Below are 18,724 nucleotides of genomic sequence, written 5' to 3'. Positions count from 1 at the left end.
CCCGGACCCGTTCAGACCATTGCTGAAGTGCCCCATTTCTCGCTTTGACGCGAGGGGCTCGAACCCCCGAAAGAGGGATTGACGACAAGTGCTCGACGTCAACTTCTTCGACGAGCTGCGGATCGGCCTTGCCACCGCGGACGACATCCGGACCTGGTCGCACGGCGAAGTGAAGAAGCCGGAGACCATCAACTACCGCACGCTCAAGCCCGAGAAGGACGGACTCTTCTGCGAGAAGATCTTCGGTCCTACCCGGGACTGGGAGTGCTACTGCGGCAAGTACAAGCGTGTCCGCTTCAAGGGCATCATCTGTGAGCGCTGCGGCGTCGAGGTCACTCGCGCCAAGGTGCGTCGTGAGCGGATGGGCCACATCGAGCTTGCCGCTCCCGTCACCCACATCTGGTACTTCAAGGGCGTCCCGTCGCGCCTCGGCTACCTGCTGGACCTCGCGCCGAAGGACCTCGAAAAGGTCATCTACTTCGCCGCGTACATGATCACGTTCGTGGACGAGGAGCGTCGTACCCGCGACCTGCCGTCCCTGGAGGCGCACGTCTCCGTCGAGCGTCAGCAGACCGAGAACCGTCGCGACTCCGACCTGGAGGCCCGCGCCAAGAAGCTTGAGACCGACCTGGCCGAGCTTGAGGCCGAGGGCGCCAAGGCCGACGTACGCCGCAAGGTGCGCGAAGGTGCCGAGCGTGAGATGAAGCAGCTGCGTGACCGTGCGCAGCGCGAGATCGACCGTCTCGACGAGGTGTGGAACCGCTTCAAGAACCTCAAGGTCCAGGACCTGGAGGGCGACGAGCTCCTCTACCGCGAGCTGCGTGACCGCTTCGGCACGTACTTCGACGGCTGCATGGGCGCCGCCGCGCTCCAGAAGCGCCTGGAGTCCTTCGACCTGAATGAAGAGGCCGAGCGGCTTCGCGAGATCATCCGCACCGGCAAGGGCCAGAAGAAGACCCGTGCGCTCAAGCGCCTCAAGGTCGTCTCCGCGTTCCTGCAGACCAGCAACAAGCCCAAGGGCATGGTGCTCGACTGCGTGCCGGTCATCCCGCCGGACCTGCGTCCGATGGTGCAGCTGGACGGTGGCCGCTTCGCGACCTCCGACCTGAACGACCTGTACCGCCGTGTGATCAACCGCAACAACCGCCTCAAGCGTCTCCTTGACCTCGGTGCCCCCGAGATCATCGTGAACAACGAGAAGCGGATGCTGCAGGAGGCCGTCGACGCGCTGTTCGACAACGGCCGCCGCGGTCGCCCGGTCACCGGTCCCGGTAACCGTCCCCTGAAGTCCCTCAGCGACATGCTGAAGGGCAAGCAGGGCCGTTTCCGTCAGAACCTCCTCGGCAAGCGCGTGGACTACTCCGCGCGTTCCGTGATCGTCGTCGGCCCGCAGCTCAAGCTGCACCAGTGCGGTCTGCCGAAGGCCATGGCGCTGGAGCTCTTCAAGCCGTTCGTGATGAAGCGCCTGGTGGACCTCAACCACGCGCAGAACATCAAGTCGGCCAAGCGCATGGTCGAGCGTGGCCGCACCGTCGTGTACGACGTCCTCGAAGAGGTCATCGCCGAGCACCCGGTGCTGCTGAACCGTGCACCCACCCTGCACCGCCTCGGCATCCAGGCCTTCGAGCCGCAGCTGGTCGAGGGCAAGGCCATCCAGATCCACCCGCTCGTCTGCACCGCGTTCAACGCGGACTTCGACGGTGACCAGATGGCCGTGCACCTGCCGCTCTCCGCGGAGGCGCAGGCCGAGGCCCGCATCCTGATGCTGTCCTCGAACAACATCCTGAAGCCGGCCGACGGTCGTCCCGTCACCATGCCGACCCAGGACATGGTGCTGGGGCTGTTCTTCCTCACCACCGACGGTGAGCTCCGTGACACCAAGGGCGAGGGCCGCGCGTTCGGCTCCACGGCCGAGGCGATCATGGCGTTCGACGCCGGTGAGCTGGCGCTCCAGTCGACCGTCGACATCCGCTTCCCGGTGGGCACCATGCCGCCGCGTGGCTGGGTGCCGCCGGTCGCCGAGGAGGGCGAGCCGGAGTACCAGCCGGGCGACATCTTCCGGCTGCGTACGAGCCTGGGCCGCGCGCTCTTCAACGAGCTGCTGCCCGAGGACTACCCGTTCGTCGACTACTCGGTGGGCAAGAAGCAGCTCTCCGAGATCGTCAACGACCTGGCCGAGCGCTACCCCAAGGTCATCGTGGCGGCGACGCTCGACAACCTGAAGGCGGCGGGCTTCCACTGGGCGACGCGTTCCGGCGTCACCGTGGCCGTTTCGGACATCGTCGTGCCCGAGGCCAAGAAGGCCATCGTCAAGGGCTACGAGGAGCAGGACGAGAAGGTCCAGAAGCAGTACGAGCGCGGTCTGATCACCAAGGACGAGCGCACGCAGGAGCTCATCGCGATCTGGACCAAGGCGACCAACGAGGTTGCCGAGGCGATGAACGCGAACTTCCCGAAGACGAACCCCATCTTCATGATGGTTGACTCGGGTGCCCGAGGAAACATGATGCAGATGCGTCAGATCGCCGGTATGCGTGGTCTGGTGTCGAACGCGAAGAACGAGACGATCCCGCGTCCCATCAAGGCGTCGTTCCGTGAGGGCCTCACCGTTCTGGAGTACTTCATCTCCACGCACGGTGCCCGTAAGGGTCTGGCGGACACCGCCCTGCGTACCGCCGACTCGGGTTACCTGACCCGTCGTCTGGTGGATGTCTCGCAGGACGTGATCATTCGCGAGGAGGACTGCGGCACCGACCGCGGCCTCAAGCTGAAGATCGCGGTCAAGGGTGCCGACGGCGTGCTCCGCAAGACGGACGACGTCGAGACCTCGGTGTACGCCCGCATGCTCGCCGAGGACGTCGTCATCGACGGCAAGGTCATCGCGCCTGCCAACGTCGACCTCGGTGACGTCCTGATCGACGCCCTCGTGGGCGCCGGCGTCGAGGAGGTCAAGACCCGTTCGGTCCTGACCTGCGAGTCCGCGGTCGGCACCTGTGCCTTCTGCTACGGACGCTCGCTCGCCACCGGCAAGCTGGTCGACATCGGTGAGGCGGTCGGCATCATCGCCGCCCAGTCCATCGGTGAGCCCGGTACCCAGCTGACGATGCGTACCTTCCACACCGGTGGTGTGGCAGGTGACGACATCACCCAGGGTCTGCCCCGTGTCGTCGAGCTCTTCGAAGCCCGTACGCCCAAGGGTGTCGCCCCGATCTCGGAGGCGGCAGGCCGCGTCCGGATCGAGGAGACCGAGAAGACCAAGAAGCTCGTCGTCACCCCGGACGACGGCAGCGAGGAGACGGCGTTCCCGATCTCCAAGCGTGCCCGTCTGCTCGTGGGCGAGGGCGACCCGGTCGCGGTCGGCCAGAAGCTCACCGTGGGTGCCACCAACCCGCACGACGTGCTGCGCATCCTCGGCCAGCGTGCGGTCCAGGTCCACCTGGTCGGCGAAGTCCAGAAGGTCTACAACTCGCAGGGCGTGTCGATCCACGACAAGCACATCGAGATCATCATCCGGCAGATGCTGCGCCGTGTGACGATCATCGAGTCCGGCGACGCGGAGCTGCTTCCGGGCGAGCTCGTCGAGCGCTCGAAGTTCGAGGTCGAGAACCGTCGTGTGGTCACCGAGGGCGGTCACCCCGCCTCCGGCCGTCCGCAGCTGATGGGTATCACCAAGGCTTCGCTCGCCACCGAGTCGTGGCTGTCGGCGGCGTCCTTCCAGGAGACGACCAGGGTTCTGACCGACGCGGCGATCAACGCCAAGTCGGACTCCCTGATCGGTCTCAAGGAGAACGTCATCATCGGTAAGCTCATCCCGGCCGGTACGGGTCTGTCCCGCTACCGCAACATCCGGGTCGAGCCGACCGAGGAAGCCAAGGCCGCGATGTACTCGGCCGTCGGCTACGACGACATCGACTACTCGCCGTTCGGCACGGGCTCCGGCCAGGCCGTTCCGCTGGAGGACTACGACTACGGTCCGTACAACCAGTAAGCGAGTCGTTTGCGACTGACCACAGGGCGGTCACCCCGAACACGGGGTGGCCGCCCTGCGGCGTGTACGGGGTCCGGCGGGCGGGTCCGCTCAGCGCGGCGGCCGGAGGTAGGGCCGCAGATGGTGTATCCGGGTCCGGTAGTCGGGATGCGTGGCGAGCAGCCGGGCCAGGGCACCCGGTTCGGCCGGTGGCTTCCCGGTCGCGGCCGTCGCGTACTCCCGTGCCCGGGTCTCACCGGCGTGCATCGTGTGCAGGACCTCCGCGAGCATCGGCGCGAAGCCGAGCACCGCCGCGTGCCGGTCCGCCCGCAGCTCGGCGCGGCGTCCGACGGCGGCGGTCAGCCAGGGGACGACGAGCAGCACCAGCGGCAGCCCGTACAGGACGCTGAGCGTCGTGAAGGCGAGTGCGCCGATCAGGAGCACCAGCACGCCGGCGGCCAGGTACGAGAAGTAGCCGGTGAACCTGATGGCGAGAACGGTCACGGTACGCAGGACCCGCCACGCGATCCGGCCGGGCAGCAGGTACCAGTAGCCCAGCAGGGACGACCAGGCGTGACCGCCGGTGTGGTGGCCGAGTTCGTGCGCGAGTACGGCGGCGAGCTGGGCGCTCGGCAGCTGCTCCAGGGCGAACCGGGTGACGGCCACGATGTGTCCCGCCGCGGCGTACGCGTTGAGGTCCTCGCTGTCCTCGATCCACAGGTGGTACCTGCGTCCGTCCACGCCGGCGCGCGCCGTCACCTCGCGCCAGACGGGTTCGAGCCGGGCGGCCTCGTGGGGCAGCGGGCGCTGGAGCTTCAGAAGGTAGCGGGCGAGGAAGTCCTCGCTGGGGGCGTGGAAGACCAGGGCGCCGGAGGCCGACCAGAGGAGCACCGGAATCCCGTACGGCAGACCGGTGAAGGACTCCAGGAGCGAGGCGGCCAGGGCCACGACCAGCAGGCTCATCAGGATGCCGGGCAGTTGTAGCGCCAGATGCCCGAGCGCGGTGGCGTCGGCGCCGCGCTGGTGGGCGGTGAAGTGCAGTCGGTTGCCGGGGGCGTGCCGGTAGTCGAGGTCGTCCTGCGGGTCCTGCGGGTGCGGTGACTCGGGGCTTCGCCGGGACATGGCCATCCTTCGCGGTACGGGGTCGTCAGCCGATGAGCAGGGAGGCGGGGAGCAGTACGGCGCCGAGGGAGAAGGTGACCAGCCCCGCACGTATCCACTGGTGCTTGCGCGTGGCGATCCGGCTGGTCTCCGCCAGGGCCACCAGGAGCGAGGCGGCCGGTGCGCGCTCCGTCTCGGCGAGCGCTTCCGCCAGGCGCTCCTGCCGCACCGCCCGTCGTATGTCTCCGAAGTACGTGAGTGGCTCGCCCGGAGCCCACTTGCTGGTGCGGTAGCGCGGCAGCACGGCCATCAGCAGGGCGATCAGGGACGCGGCGAGCGCGGCGGTGCCCATCCACCAGCAGGCCGTGCCCGTACCGGACAGGGCGGCCGGTTCCCAGTCGCTCCCGGCCAGCAGGCCGCTGACCACGCCCGCGCTCATGCCGAGTGCGGCGACGAGCACGGCAGCCTTGCTGTCGGCCCGCGCGATCTCGGACCGCAGATCGACGAGGAGCCGTGCCGCGGCCTCGGTCCCGGTGCCCGGTGGTGGGGGCGGGGAAGGAGGCGGGGCCGGGGGTGGGCCCGGCGGGTGCGGCGGTGGTGCCGGGTCGGTGTCGGCCATCAGCCGTCGGCCTCCTTCACGCGTTCGGCGCCATGGGCGTCACCGTCGGTGGACGGCTGCGGCGGCGCGGCGGGCGGCGCGGCGGGCGGCTCGGCGGGCCGCGGTGGTACCGCGGGAGCGGGCATGACGGGGGCGCTGCCGTAGCCGGGCGGCGGCTGCCAGCCCGAGAAGGTCGCGGGCGCGGTGTCCTGGGCGGGCACCCACGCCTGCGGTGTCCCGTGCGCCGGTGCGTCCTGCGGCGGCGGTGGTGCCGGGTGCGGCCGCGACTCGTACGGATACGTTTCGTACGGCTGTGGCTCGTACGGCCGTGATTCGTGCGGACGCGACTCGAACGGCTGTGACTCGTACGGCTGTGGCTCGTGTGTGTGCGTCTCGTACGGCGGTGACCGGTAGGGCCGTGTCTCGTACGGTGGTGTGTCCTGCGGCGGTGCCGTCCCCTGCGCGGGCGGGCCGAGCCGCGGGCCCGACCAGTCCTGGGACACTCCCGGCAGCCGCTGGGTCAGGATGTCGTGCACCGCCTGCAACGCCAGCTTCTTGGGCCCCTCCAGCTCGTAGCTCTCCGCGCCGTCGCCGCCCAGCAGCTGTCGGACCAGGTCCATCTGGGCCTGGATCATGCGGAGTTGGTCCTCGCGCATGCCGTTCAGGACGGTCCGGGAGTCCTCGGGGTGCCGGGAGAGGTGCAGCGCCCAGGCGCGTACGCCGCCCTGCTCCAGCTGGGTCCGGTAGAAGTCGATCTTCTCCGCCTCGGCCCGCTGCAGCTCCACCTCATCGGCGGCGGCCAGCAGGGCCCGCTCGTGCTGCCACCGCTGCTGCTGGAGCGCCAGTTCCTGGTGCCGCTCCCCGTACTCCATGGCCCGGCCCGCCTGGAGGGCGTCCTGCGTCCTGGTGCGCCGGTCGAGTTCGGCGTCGTACTCCATGCCCCGCCGTTCGGCGTGGATCTGCTCGGTGGCGGCGTGGTCGATGGCCTGGATGCGCCGCTGATGGCCGATGTTCTCCCGGTCCCTGCGCAGCCGCGCCGTCCAGGTCGTGCCGAGGCCCGCGCCGGTGCCGAGCGGGCCCCACGCGTGCACCGCCCGCAGCATCTCCTGTTCGGCGTCCGCGCTCCGGTCGACGGGGAAGCGGCGCGTCACGGGGCGGGCCGCCTGTTCCAGCTCGCCGAGCAGCAGCCGGGGGACATCCCGGTAGCCGCTCGCCACGAACAGCGCGGGATCGTGGACCTGCCAGGACAGTTCGACGGAGAGGCCGAACTCGAAGGCGTCGTTGTCGCTGGGCAGCACCAGTTCCGCGTGGACCGGGTGGACGCCCATGTCCACCTCGTACACGGCGGTGTACCGCTTGCCCGCCGCTTCGGCGCGGGTCGGCCGGACCGGCGGCAGGAACGTGTCGTACGAGCCGTCCGGGGTCGAGAAGACCAGGGCGTGGTCGATACGGGTGAGCGACTTGCGGGCGAACCCGAACCGGGAGAGCTGCCGGACGGTGAGTACGGGGTCGGTCAGCCGGGTGTGCCGGTCGGCCGTCTGCTCCCACTCGGGCGGTCGGCGGAAGTCGGTCATGGTGTGCGTCTCCTGTGGGGTCGGTACTGCTCAGCGGTTCGGCAGGGTGGTCAGCAGACGGCCCGCGGCGGGCGGCGGGGGAGTGCTGTCCTCGCCGGGCACGGTCCGCAGCAGATGGCCGAGCCGCTGGCGCTCGGCGGTGGTGGTGACGAGGGCGGGCAACAGCGCGGCGAGCGCCCACTCCACCTCCTCGTCGTTGTCCGCGGACAACACCCACCGGCGCATCGCTTCGAGCGCGGGTTCGCTGTGGCCCCGGTCGGCCAGCGCGGCCCGCCACAGAGTGGCGATGTCCTGGGCGTCCTGAGTGCCCATGGCGGCGGACCGGGCGTACCAGGCGAGGACGGTCGGCCACCCGGGCCGGTCGTCCTGGTCCCGCAGGCAGGCGCTGACGAAGCCGCCCACCGCGAGGTCGAACACCGGGCGGTCGGTGTGCAGGGTCCGCAGCAGCTCGGCGATGACCCGGTCGCCGACCGGTGACAGCAGCAACAGCGCTACCGATGCGGCGAGTTCACCCGCCACCAGCTTGTCCGGATCCTCCTGCCGGTCCGGGTGGCGGGCCGCGGCACGCAGCGCGGCCAGGGTCTCCACCGGCCGTTCCGGGCCGATCAGCCCGTGCGTCCGGATGGCCACCCAGCGCTGCCCCGCCTCCTCGCTGCCGCACCAGGCGTCCAGGATGCGCGGCACGTTGGGAGTGCCGAGCCGATGGGTGAGGGCCAGTGCGCTGACCGCGACGAGCCGGTGGCGGAACAGGCGGGAGCCGGCCCACGGCTCGATGACCAGGGCCATCGCGGACGGCAGGTCGGTGTGGGCGAGGACGGCGACCGTCGAGGCCGCGCGGGTGCGTACCAGCGGGCGGCCGTCCCCTGCCAGCTCTCGCAGCCACCCGACCAGGGCGGGCCGCGCCGAGGGGTGGCCGGTCCACACCTCCCGGAGCAGGACGAGCGCGGCGCGGTTGTCCAGGTAGGCGGCCATCACCTGGCTCACCGGACCCCACTCGGTGTGCTCCTCCGCCTCGTACCGGCGGGCCCTGGCCAGTTGCAGCCGCTTGCCGATGTGGGTGCCGAAGACCGGGACGGCGGGCGACCGCTCGGCGTTCTCGGTCCTCTGGAGGAAGGAGTAGAAGAGGTCGCTCAGCTCGGCCGTCAGTGCGTAGGGCCCTTCGTCGAAGACGGCCAGGGCGACGAGGAAGGCCTTCTCGCGCAGGTGCAGCGAGGTCTCGTCCTGCTCGAACCACTCCTGGACCTGGTTCTCCAGAGCCATCAGCGAGTAGCTCCCGAGCGCCTGGTCATCGCTCTGCCCCGCCGCGTACCGCGCCAGGACCCGGGCGAACTCGGCGGCCTCGCGCGGCTGATGGCTCCGGCCGAGGAACTCGGTCACGGCGGGCAGGGACAGCAGCTCCCGCACCTTCCCGGCATCGGCCAGCGGCTCCAGATGCGCGGTGAGCACGTCCCTCGCGGACGGCTGCCGCCAGACCGCGACCGGTACGTCCTCCAGGGACGCGGCCGGTCCCACGGTGATCACGAGGTACGCGTCCCGCTTGGCGAGCCGGTCCCGGACGGCCAGCAGGTGCGCCTCGCGCAGGGGGCTGCCGCGCTCGGTGATCAGGTCGCACAGGACATGGCCGCGCGCCTCCTCCTGCCCGCCGCCGTCGAGTTGTCCGGCGAGGTCACCGGGGGAGGTGTCGGGGCCCATGGCACGGACCGGGGCCGCCCCGATGCGGCGCAGCAGCATGAGCGCGGCGGTCCGGCGGCCCGCGAAGTGCGGCCCGGAGAGCACCAGGACATGTTCGTCGCGCAGCCGCTCGGCCAGCGCCTCGAAGCCGCTTCCGGCGGCGAAGCTCGCCGCCAGCCGGTCCAGCGCCTCCGGCGGGATCTCGCCGGAGGAGTGGACCGCCGAGCGGGCGCCGAACCGGTAGTGGATCTCGGTCGTGCCCACGTGCACATCGCCGTGGAAGGTGCCGCCGCCGATGCCGTGGTTGACGCCGCCGAAGACTCCGCCGCCGACCCGGGTGCCGTCCAGGCTCATGGTCCGAGGGGTGTGGTTGGTCAGGTCCCGCCGGGCCGACCACACGTCCTGGGGCCGGTCGGCCTCCTCGGCTTCCCTTGCCTCCTTGGCCGCCTCCGTCTCCGCCGTCTCCTCGGCCGCCTCGGGGGCGCCTCCCGGTTGCTGCTGCGGCCCCGCGCCGGCGGCGTCACCGGAGCTCATCAGCGTTCCCTGCTGCCGCCGCCGAGGTGGATGTCGCCGTGGAAGGTGCCGCCGCCGATGCCGTGGTTCGTGCCGCCGAAGACGCCGCCGTTGACCGTGGCGCCGCCGAAGTCGAACGCCTGGCCCGGCCCGGCGGGGGGCGCCGCCGGAGTACGGGGCTCGTGCGCCGTCCGGTCCGGGGCCTGCGGGGGCGCGTCCGGGACCGGCACGTGCGGAACCGGTCCGTGCAGCCACGCGGGGAGCGGCCCGTTCTTGCTGCCCACCGTGATGGCGTGGAACTCCTCGGCCGGTACGCCGGTGGGGCTGTGCCGCACGATGCCCTGGTACACCGGCTCCGACACGCACAGCGCGAAGTCCTGCGCGCGCTCCCTCAGCGCGCCCCGCAGCAGTTCGGCGTCCAGCAGCCGGCAGGCGTGGTTGAGGTCGGACCCGACCCAGCCGTCGTGCCCGTCGAGGGCGACGTACCCCGTGGCGACCACTCCGCGCAGCCGCATCTGAGCGGAGCGGGAGGCGGTGCGGTTCAGGGTGCGCAGCTGGGCGGGCGCCTCGGTGAGCAGCGTGCGCAGCAGGGCGGTCACCGAGGCGTTGGCGTCGATCAGCTCCATCACGCAGTCGCCGCGGTCGGCGCGCCGCCGCCGGGTCTCGTCGATGCCCGCGGCCAGCAGGACGCGGTCGGCGAGATCGAAGAGCATACGGCGCAGATACGCCTGTTCGACGTCGTCGCGTTCGCTGTACTTCTCGATGTCGAGCAGCAGGATCGTGCTGCTCACGGGGTCGGACATGGTTGCCTCTCGCCGGGGGTGTTCCGTGCTGGGAAGAGCGTGACGGCGGTGGATCCCCGGTGGTGAGGACGGATGACGCACTCGAAGTGTGACCGTGTGCACACAGTGACTCGGGGGGACCGCGTGCTCACGCGGAAGAGGGCGCCTCGGGTGACGCGGAGTGCGGTGGGGCGAGCGGCGGGGCCGTCGATGCCGTGGGCCGCGCGCCGACGATCATGCGCAGCGCGTCCGGTCGTACGATCACCAGCGCCCGCCGTCCGGTCGTGACGATGCCGCGCGCCCTCAGGTCCTTGAGCAGCCGCTGGACCATTTCGCGGGAGGCGCCGACCGCACCGGCCAGCTCCTGTTTGCTGAGCGGTACGGCGAGCTCGACGCCCTCGTCCGTGCGGCGGCCGTGGGTGCGGGCGAGGTCGAGCAGCAGCACCGCGAACCGCTCCCGCACGCTCATCGAGGCGAACTCCAGCCGGCGCTGGTCGGCCGCGCGGGTCCGGTCGGCGGTCAGTCCGAGCAGCGTGAACGAGATGGCGGGGGAGCGGACGGCGTACTCCCGGAAGCGTTCGTGCTCGATGGCCACGGCGCGTACCGGCTCCAGCGCGGTCACCGTCGCCGAGCGGGGGCGTCCGGTCAGCGCGGCGGACTCGCCGATGATGTCTCCGGGGCCCCGGAGCGCGAGCAGCGCCTCGTAGCCGTTGGCGGCGGAGGCGGTCACCTTGGTCCAGCCGTGCAGGATCAGCAGGACGTGCGAGGACGGCTCGTACTGGCGCAGCAGCGGCGCGCGGGGCGCGAAGGGGAGCTCACGGCCGAGCGCGAGCAGCGCGGCGCGGTCCTCGCTCTCCAGCCGGGCGAGAAAGGGCACGCGGTCGTCGAGTCCGCCGTCGCCGGGTAAGGGTGCAGCCGCCGTCATGCCGTCCCCCGATCTTCCGGCGCGCGGTTCAATGTACTGAGGCCCCGGGCGCACCGGGTCCGGAGTGACCGGATTTCGGCCATCCGCCCGCTGCCGGGGACATCCGCGGATCGCGGAAGGGGAGATTCCCGGACCGCTGCCGGGCGGTCCACGGATCGCTGCCGGGCGGTCCACGGATCGCTGCCGGGCGGTCCACGGACCGTTGCCGGGGAGGTCCACGGACCCCGGCGCGCCGTCCCCGGGACCCCGGCGTGTCATGGTGGACAGCATTTGTTTTGACCGGAGTGCGTGAGGTAGGTACGCTCAAGCCTTGTGCCTGGGGTGTGCCTGGGCTCGGGTGCGTGTCCTCAACCGCATGGCGAGTCCGTAAGTGGCCACCGCAATCTGCGCCCCTTCTGCCCCTAGGGCAGGAGCCTGCAGTATTCGACACACCCGACCGCGTGGGTCGGCGATGTTCCAGGTTAGTTTCACGAACGGCACACAGAAACCGGAGAAGTAGTGCCTACGATCCAGCAGCTGGTCCGGAAGGGCCGGCAGGACAAGGTCGAGAAGAACAAGACGCCCGCGCTCGAGGGTTCGCCCCAGCGTCGCGGCGTCTGCACGCGTGTGTTCACGACCACCCCGAAGAAGCCGAACTCGGCCCTCCGTAAGGTCGCGCGTGTGCGTCTGACCTCCGGTATCGAGGTCACGGCCTACATCCCGGGTGAGGGACACAACCTGCAGGAGCACTCCATCGTGCTCGTGCGTGGTGGCCGTGTGAAGGACCTGCCGGGTGTTCGTTACAAGATCATCCGCGGCTCCCTTGACACCCAGGGTGTCAAGAACCGCAAGCAGGCCCGCAGCCGCTACGGCGCCAAGAAGGAGAAGTAAGAATGCCTCGTAAGGGCCCCGCCCCGAAGCGCCCGGTCATCATTGACCCGGTCTACAGCTCTCCTCTTGTCACCTCGCTGATCAACAAGATCCTGCTCGACGGCAAGCGTTCCACCGCCGAGCGGATCGTGTACGGCGCCATGGAAGGCCTCCGCGAGAAGACCGGCAACGACCCGGTCATCACGCTGAAGCGCGCGCTTGAGAACGTCAAGCCCTCGCTCGAGGTCAAGTCCCGCCGTGTCGGTGGCGCCACCTACCAGGTGCCGATCGAGGTCAAGCCCGGTCGCGCCTCCACCCTCGCTCTGCGCTGGCTCGTCGGTTACTCCCGCGCGCGCCGCGAGAAGACCATGACCGAGCGCCTCATGAACGAACTGCTCGACGCCTCCAACGGCCTCGGCGCTTCGGTCAAGAAGCGTGAGGACACCCACAAGATGGCCGAGTCGAACAAGGCCTTCGCGCACTACCGCTGGTAGTCGCTACCCACATCGAGACCGAGAGAAGATTGAGCCTTATGGCCACCACTTCGCTTGACCTGGCCAAGGTCCGCAACATCGGGATCATGGCCCACATCGACGCGGGCAAGACGACCACCACCGAGCGGATCCTCTTCTACACCGGCGTTTCGTACAAGATCGGTGAAGTCCACGACGGCGCTGCCACGATGGACTGGATGGAGCAGGAGCAGGAGCGCGGCATCACGATCACGTCCGCCGCGACGACCTGCCACTGGCCGCTCAATGATGTTGACCACACCATCAACATCATCGACACCCCGGGTCACGTCGACTTCACCGTCGAGGTGGAGCGTTCGCTCCGCGTCCTCGACGGTGCTGTCACCGTGTTCGACGGTGTCGCGGGCGTCGAGCCCCAGTCCGAGACTGTCTGGCGTCAGGCGGACCGCTACGGCGTGCCGCGTATCTGCTTCGTCAACAAGCTCGACCGCACCGGTGCGGACTTCTTCCGCTGCGTCAAGATGATCGTGGACCGCCTCGGCGCGACCCCGATCGTCATGCAGCTCCCCATTGGCGCGGAGGCGGACTTCACGGGCGTCGTCGACCTCGTGTCGATGAAGGCCTTCGTGTACCCCGAAGAGGCCGCCAAGGGCGAGATGTACAACGTCATCGAGATCCCGGACAACCTCAAGGAGTCGGCCGACGAATGGCGCGGCAAGCTCCTTGAGGCCGTGGCCGAGAACGACGACGCCATGATGGAGCTGTACCTGGAGGGCACTGAGCCCACCCAGGAGCAGCTGCACGAGGCGGTCCGTCGGATCACCCTGGCGTCGAAGGGCACTGCCGACTCGGTCACCGTCACCCCGGTGTTCTGTGGCACGGCGTTCAAGAACAAGGGCGTTCAGCCCCTGCTCGACGCCGTTGTGCGCTACCTGCCTTCCCCCCTGGACGTCGAGGCCATCGAGGGCCACGACGTCAAGGACCCGGAGAAGGTCATCCAGCGCAAGCCCTCGGACGACGAGCCGTTCTCCGGCCTGGCGTTCAAGATCGCGAGCGACCCGCACCTGGGCAAGCTCACCTTCGTCCGGATCTACTCCGGTCGCCTTGAGGCCGGCACCGCGGTGCTGAACTCGGTCAAGGGCAAGAAGGAGCGCATCGGCAAGATCTACCGTATGCACGCGAACAAGCGTGAGGAGATCGCGTCGGTGGGCGCCGGTGACATCATCGCCGTCATGGGCCTGAAGCAGACCACCACCGGTGAGACGCTGTGTGACGACAAGAACCCGGTCATCCTGGAGTCCATGGACTTCCCGGCGCCGGTCATTCAGGTCGCCATCGAGCCCAAGTCCAAGGGTGACCAGGAGAAGCTGGGTGTTGCCATCCAGCGTCTCTCGGAGGAGGACCCCTCCTTCCAGGTGCACTCCGACGAGGAGACCGGCCAGACCATCATCGGTGGTATGGGCGAGCTTCACCTCGAGGTGCTCGTCGACCGCATGAAGCGCGAATTCCGCGTCGAGGCGAACGTCGGCAAGCCCCAGGTCGCGTACCGCGAGACGATCCGCAAGGCCGTCGAGCGCATCGACTACACGCACAAGAAGCAGACTGGTGGTACCGGCCAGTTCGCGAAGGTGCAGATCGCCCTTGAGCCCATCGAGGGTGGCGACGCCTCCTACGAGTTCGTCAACAAGGTCACCGGTGGCCGTATCCCCAGGGAGTACATCCCCTCGGTGGACTCGGGTGCCCAGGAAGCCATGCAGTTCGGCATCCTGGCCGGTTACGAGATGGTCGGCGTCCGCGTCACCCTTCTCGACGGTGGTTACCACGAGGTCGACTCCTCGGAGCTCGCCTTCAAGATCGCCGGTTCGCAGGCGTTCAAGGAGGGTGCCCGCAAGGCCTCTCCCGTGCTCCTTGAGCCGATGATGGCCGTCGAGGTCACCACGCCCGAGGACTACATGGGCGATGTCATCGGCGACCTGAACTCCCGTCGTGGCCAGATCCAGGCCATGGAGGAGCGCAGCGGTGCTCGTGTCGTGAAGGGCCTCGTGCCCCTCTCGGAGATGTTCGGCTACGTCGGAGACCTCCGCAGCAAGACCTCGGGTCGCGCAAGCTACTCGATGCAGTTCGACTCCTACGCCGAGGTTCCGCGGAACGTCGCCGAGGAGATCATCGCGAAGGCCAAGGGCGAGTAGCTCACCCGAGTTCACGCTTTAGGCTTGTCACCGGAGCCCGGTGCGGCATTCGGCACGGAGCGTAAGCAATGTGTCGAATGCCCCCGGCCCCGGCATCCCAGCAAAGATCACCTGGCGCCGATGAAGCAAGGCGTACAGAACCACTCCGCAGGAGGACCCAGTGGCGAAGGCAAAGTTCGAGCGGACTAAGCCGCACGTCAACATCGGCACCATCGGTCACATTGACCACGGTAAGACGACCCTTACGGCCGCCATTACCAAGGTGCTGCACGACGCGTACCCGGACCTGAACGAGGCCTCGGCCTTCGATCAGATCGACAAGGCTCCCGAGGAGCGCCAGCGCGGTATCACGATCTCGATCGCGCACGTCGAGTACCAGACGGAGTCGCGTCACTACGCGCACGTCGACTGCCCGGGTCACGCCGACTACATCAAGAACATGATCACGGGTGCGGCGCAGATGGACGGCGCCATCCTCGTGGTCGCGGCCACCGACGGCCCGATGCCGCAGACCAAGGAGCACGTGCTCCTGGCCCGCCAGGTCGGTGTCCCGTACATCGTCGTCGCCCTGAACAAGGCCGACATGGTGGACGACGAGGAGATCATGGAGCTCGTCGAGCTCGAGGTCCGTGAGCTCCTCTCCGAGTACGAGTTCCCGGGCGACGACCTTCCGGTCGTGCGTGTCTCGGCGCTCAAGGCGCTTGAGGGCGACAAGGAGTGGGGCCAGTCGGTCCTGAACCTGATGGCCGCCGTGGACGAGTCCATCCCGCAGCCCGAGCGTGACGTCGAGAAGCCGTTCCTCATGCCCATCGAGGACGTCTTCACGATCACCGGTCGCGGTACGGTCGTCACCGGCCGTATCGAGCGTGGTGTCCTGAAGGTCAACGAGACCGTCGACATCGTCGGTATCAAGACCGAGAAGACCACCACCACGGTCACCGGCATCGAGATGTTCCGCAAGCTGCTCGACGAGGGCCAGGCCGGTGAGAACGTCGGTCTGCTCCTCCGTGGCATCAAGCGCGAGGACGTCGAGCGCGGCCAGGTCATCATCAAGCCGGGTTCGGTCACGCCGCACACCGAGTTCCAGGCGCAGTCCTACATCCTGTCGAAGGACGAGGGTGGCCGTCACACCCCGTTCTTCAACAACTACCGCCCGCAGTTCTACTTCCGTACCACGGACGTAACGGGCGTGGTGACCCTCCCCGAGGGCACCGAGATGGTCATGCCGGGTGACAACACCCTCATGGACGTCGCGCTGATCCAGCCGGTCGCCATGGAAGAGGGCCTGAAGTTCGCCATCCGTGAGGGTGGCCGGACCGTGGGCGCCGGCCAGGTCACCAAGATCATCAAGTAGTTTCTGCTTGATCGTCTGACCTGGTAGCTCGCTGAGCTGCAAAGAAGGGCCCCGTATCTCTCGCAAGAGAGGTACGGGGCCCTTCGCTTTGTGCCGGGGGACCGGTACGGCCGAAGGTCAGACGCCCGCGACCGACTGGATCCAGGAGCGGTACGCCGTGACATTCGTGTACGCGGTCGTGGTCTGCCGGTCACTGGTCGAGGCCACGCCGACCTGGACACCGCCCGCCGTCATCGGGCCGCCCGAGTCGCCGCCCGCGGTGATGCCGTTGCCGCGCCGTGCGCAGATCGCCGAGCCCCCGTACGCGTCGGTGCAGCCGCCGCTCACGGTCACATTGGCCACCTTCAGGTAGCGGGACTGGCAGTTGATCTCGGAGCCGCACTGCGAGGTGGCGCCCCAGCCGAACACCTGGACGCTCTGCCCGACGCTGACCGAGCCGGGCTGACCGAGCGGGGAGTAGGTGCCCTGCACGGAACGGTCCAGGCGCACCAGCGCCAGGTCGGCGCTGTGGGTGTAGGTCTGGACGCCGTTCGCCACCGTGCCGCCGCTGTGCTGGTCCAGGCTGCCGATACGGAACGACAGCCCGCCGCCCGCGACGCAGTGCTTCGCCGTGAGGATCCACGTCGGCGCGATGATCGTGGAGGAACAGGTCTCCTGGCCGTTGGAGAAGAGGCGCGCGGCCCAGGGGGCGTTCTGCGCGTAGCCGCCTCCGATGATCGGCTGGACGGCCTGGGCAGAGGGGGCGGGGGCGGCCGGCGAGGCCGAGGCGGTGGGTGCGAGGAGGGCGAGGACGGAGACCGCCGCGGCGGCGAGGGCGGGCACTAACCTGGCTATGCGCATGGTTCCTCTTTCGGGGGAGGCACGCCGGAGGCGTGGCCGTGGGGGTCGGTCGGCCCCCAGGGTCCCGAAGTCGGAGTGAACCGGGTACTCACGCTTGGTCACAACGCGGCGTTATACCCCGCTCGCGCGCGGTCACCGGCGGGTTCGTCGCCCGTGCCGGGGTCGGTACCCGACGTACGGGGCTGGTCGCCCATGCGCGGGCGGTGACCGTGACGGCGGACGCCCGCTACCCGGTCACGGCCGCGACGACGGACGCCCGCTACCCGGCCACGGCCGCGACGACGGACGCTCGCTACCCGGTCACGGCCGCCACGACCGACGCGATGATCGCCAGGGCGGGCTGCGCGATGTCGGCGGCACCGGCGAGCATCTCCCGCAGCCGTTCCGCCCGCAGCCGGACGCCGGGTGCGTCCGGCTCGGGTTCCGCGGTGAGCCGGGCCAGGTCGTGCACGGCGGCTGCGGCTTCGTCGCGTTCGGCGTCGGCGAGGTCGGTGCTGGAGAGGGTCAGCCGGAGCAGGCTGCGCAGCTCCTCGTGGCACGGGGCCGTTCCGTGCTGGTTCTGGAAGTCCTGGACGACGGTGTCCACGGGGCGGTTGATGAAGGTGGTGTTCTGGCCGTGGAAGTGGAAGTTCTCGGTCACGGATGCTCCTGGCGTGAGAATGACCCGGCAGTTGTCGAGGTGGTAGCCGGTGCTGGGCGCGGGGGCGGGCCGCAGCGCTTCCCTGATCGCCCGCTGGGCCGCTTCGACGGCGGCGAAGGCGGCGCGGTCGCCGTCCCGGCCGCTGTTCAGCAGCGCGCGCAGTACGGTCCGGTCGTCACTCCTTTCGCTGTCCCGCAGACTCTCGAACGACAGCGGTCCGTGGCGGCCGTCCGGCGGCGGCTCCCCCTCCGGAGGGGCACTTTCGAGGGCCTTGGCGATGCGGCCGAAGAGGGTGCGGAAATACCTCGGGGTGACGTCCTCCACCGGGAAGACGATCCTCCGCTCGCCCCAGGGCAGTCCGGGCCGGCTGTCGAAGAAGACCAGACAGGGCAGGAGTTCGGGGTCCACCTTCAGTACGGCGGCGATCTTGTAGGCGCCCTGGGGGTCGTACGGCTGCCAGTGCAGCCACCGCATGGACGAGAGCATCCGGTACAGCTCCGGCTCCAGGTGCGCGCGCCAGTACTTCCGTGCCTCGGTCCATCTGGCCTGCCGCTCGACGACGAAGACCCGGGTGTTCGGCCCGGACAGGGCGTTGAGGTCCTCGAAGTGCGTCCGGACGTACGTGGCCAGCTCCACGTCGGCCGTGGTGTAGAGGAGCACGCCCCACAGCCGCGGTCCGGCGGCGGGGGCGGTCCCGTTCATCGCGAGCTGCAACCGCTCCAGCAGGACGGCCGGATTCGCGGCAGGGCCCATGGAGTAGGCGCCCCGCGCGGTGCGTTCGACGCACAGGACGACGAGGTCGTCCTCGGTCAGACCGGCCCGCTCCAGCGTCAGCCCGTCCTCGTGGCGTTCGTCGGTGACGGGATCGGCCAGCCAGGTCCGCAGCACCCGGTCGCCCCAGAACCGGTCCGCCCCGTCCGCCGGTGGCTCCGTTTCGGGCTCGGCGACACCGCGACGGCGGGCCTCGCGCAGCGCGTGCGCCAGGCAGTCGGACACGGTCGTCGACGGCGGTACGGAGATCTCGAAGGCCTGACCGAGCGTGGCGTCGTACAGCTCGTGCCAGCGGGCCGATGTGTCGTCCGCGCCGCGGGACGAGGAGGGGCCGAAGGACTCCATACGGCCGAGTCGCCATGCGGTCCGGTTCCCGTAGCGGCCGTGGAAGGTGGCCCAGTCACCTTCGCGGACATCGATCAGCAGACGCACCGAGCCTCCCCCGAGAGCTGTGGAGGATCAGGCTAGGCCGCCGGA

At 69.4% G+C, this 18,724-nt stretch carries 13 protein-coding genes; 5 read left to right on the top strand and 8 right to left on the bottom strand.

Features of this window, described 5'->3' with window-relative positions; translation table 11 throughout:
• Positions 1-88: 88 nt before the first annotated feature.
• On the top strand, positions 89-3,988 hold the full coding sequence (locus tag A6A29_RS03560; RefSeq protein WP_073718405.1) for a DNA-directed RNA polymerase subunit beta': 3,900 nt from the start codon (positions 89-91) through the stop codon (positions 3,986-3,988).
• A gap of 90 nt (positions 3,989-4,078) precedes the next feature.
• Here the strand turns inward: A6A29_RS03560 and A6A29_RS03555 are convergent, their stop codons facing one another.
• The 6 genes from A6A29_RS03555 to A6A29_RS03530 all read right to left on the bottom strand — a co-directional run bounded on the left by A6A29_RS03555 (position 4,079) and on the right by A6A29_RS03530 (position 11,131).
• On the bottom strand, positions 4,079-5,089 hold the full coding sequence (locus tag A6A29_RS03555; protein WP_073718404.1) for a M48 family metalloprotease: 1,011 nt from the start codon (positions 5,087-5,089) through the stop codon (positions 4,079-4,081).
• Between the two features lie 25 nt (positions 5,090-5,114).
• Positions 5,115-5,687 (bottom strand): Pycsar system effector family protein, encoded by a 573-nt coding sequence (locus A6A29_RS03550; RefSeq protein ID WP_241838304.1) that lies wholly within the window; start codon positions 5,685-5,687, stop codon positions 5,115-5,117.
• Positions 5,687-7,240, bottom strand: coding sequence for a hypothetical protein (locus A6A29_RS03545; RefSeq protein ID WP_073718403.1), 1,554 nt, complete (start codon positions 7,238-7,240; stop codon positions 5,687-5,689). Before A6A29_RS03545 ends, A6A29_RS03550 begins: the two co-directional genes overlap by 1 nt.
• A gap of 30 nt (positions 7,241-7,270) precedes the next feature.
• The gene (locus A6A29_RS03540; protein WP_073718402.1) at positions 7,271-9,445 is read right to left on the bottom strand and encodes a hypothetical protein; all 2,175 of its coding nucleotides are present in this window, start codon (positions 9,443-9,445) and stop codon (positions 7,271-7,273) included.
• Positions 9,445-10,227 carry a hypothetical protein gene (locus A6A29_RS03535; protein WP_073718401.1) on the bottom strand — a complete coding sequence of 261 codons (783 nt, stop codon included), beginning with the start codon at positions 10,225-10,227 and terminating at the stop codon, positions 9,445-9,447. The genes A6A29_RS03540 and A6A29_RS03535 overlap by 1 nt, the downstream gene beginning before the upstream one ends.
• 127 nt (positions 10,228-10,354) lie before the next feature.
• A complete protein-coding gene (locus A6A29_RS03530) occupies positions 10,355-11,131 on the bottom strand; it encodes a Crp/Fnr family transcriptional regulator (RefSeq protein WP_079182551.1) in 777 nt (258 codons plus the stop codon).
• 498 nt (positions 11,132-11,629) lie between these two features.
• Between A6A29_RS03530 and rpsL the strand changes: the two genes are divergently transcribed.
• From rpsL to tuf, 4 genes are all read left to right on the top strand, one after another.
• Positions 11,630-12,001 carry a 30S ribosomal protein S12 gene (gene rpsL / locus A6A29_RS03525; protein ID WP_003948652.1) on the top strand — a complete coding sequence of 124 codons (372 nt, stop codon included), beginning with the start codon at positions 11,630-11,632 and terminating at the stop codon, positions 11,999-12,001.
• A gap of 2 nt (positions 12,002-12,003) precedes the next feature.
• Complete coding sequence (gene rpsG, locus A6A29_RS03520) at positions 12,004-12,474, top strand: 30S ribosomal protein S7 (protein ID WP_003966970.1); 471 nt, start codon at positions 12,004-12,006, stop codon at positions 12,472-12,474.
• A 38-nt stretch (positions 12,475-12,512) separates the two neighbouring features.
• Positions 12,513-14,642: an elongation factor G gene (gene fusA, locus A6A29_RS03515; RefSeq protein ID WP_073718400.1), complete on the top strand. Its 2,130-nt coding sequence runs from the start codon at positions 12,513-12,515 to the stop codon at positions 14,640-14,642.
• A gap of 160 nt (positions 14,643-14,802) precedes the next feature.
• The gene (gene tuf / locus A6A29_RS03510; protein ID WP_015610719.1) at positions 14,803-15,996 is read left to right on the top strand and encodes an elongation factor Tu; all 1,194 of its coding nucleotides are present in this window, start codon (positions 14,803-14,805) and stop codon (positions 15,994-15,996) included.
• A gap of 117 nt (positions 15,997-16,113) precedes the next feature.
• Here the strand turns inward: tuf and A6A29_RS03505 are convergent, their stop codons facing one another.
• Both A6A29_RS03505 and A6A29_RS46175 read right to left on the bottom strand, forming a co-directional pair.
• On the bottom strand, positions 16,114-16,836 hold the full coding sequence (locus tag A6A29_RS03505; protein WP_073718399.1) for a S1 family peptidase: 723 nt from the start codon (positions 16,834-16,836) through the stop codon (positions 16,114-16,116).
• 292 nt (positions 16,837-17,128) lie between these two features.
• Complete coding sequence (locus A6A29_RS46175) at positions 17,129-18,679, bottom strand: hypothetical protein (RefSeq protein WP_241838303.1); 1,551 nt, start codon at positions 18,677-18,679, stop codon at positions 17,129-17,131.
• Positions 18,680-18,724: the final 45 nt, after the last annotated feature.

The sequence above is a fragment of the Streptomyces sp. TSRI0281 genome (assembly GCF_001905125.1).
In the GTDB taxonomy this organism is placed as follows: Bacteria; Actinomycetota; Actinomycetes; order Streptomycetales; family Streptomycetaceae; genus Streptomyces.
This window is presented reverse-complemented; position numbering and strand designations above follow the sequence as displayed.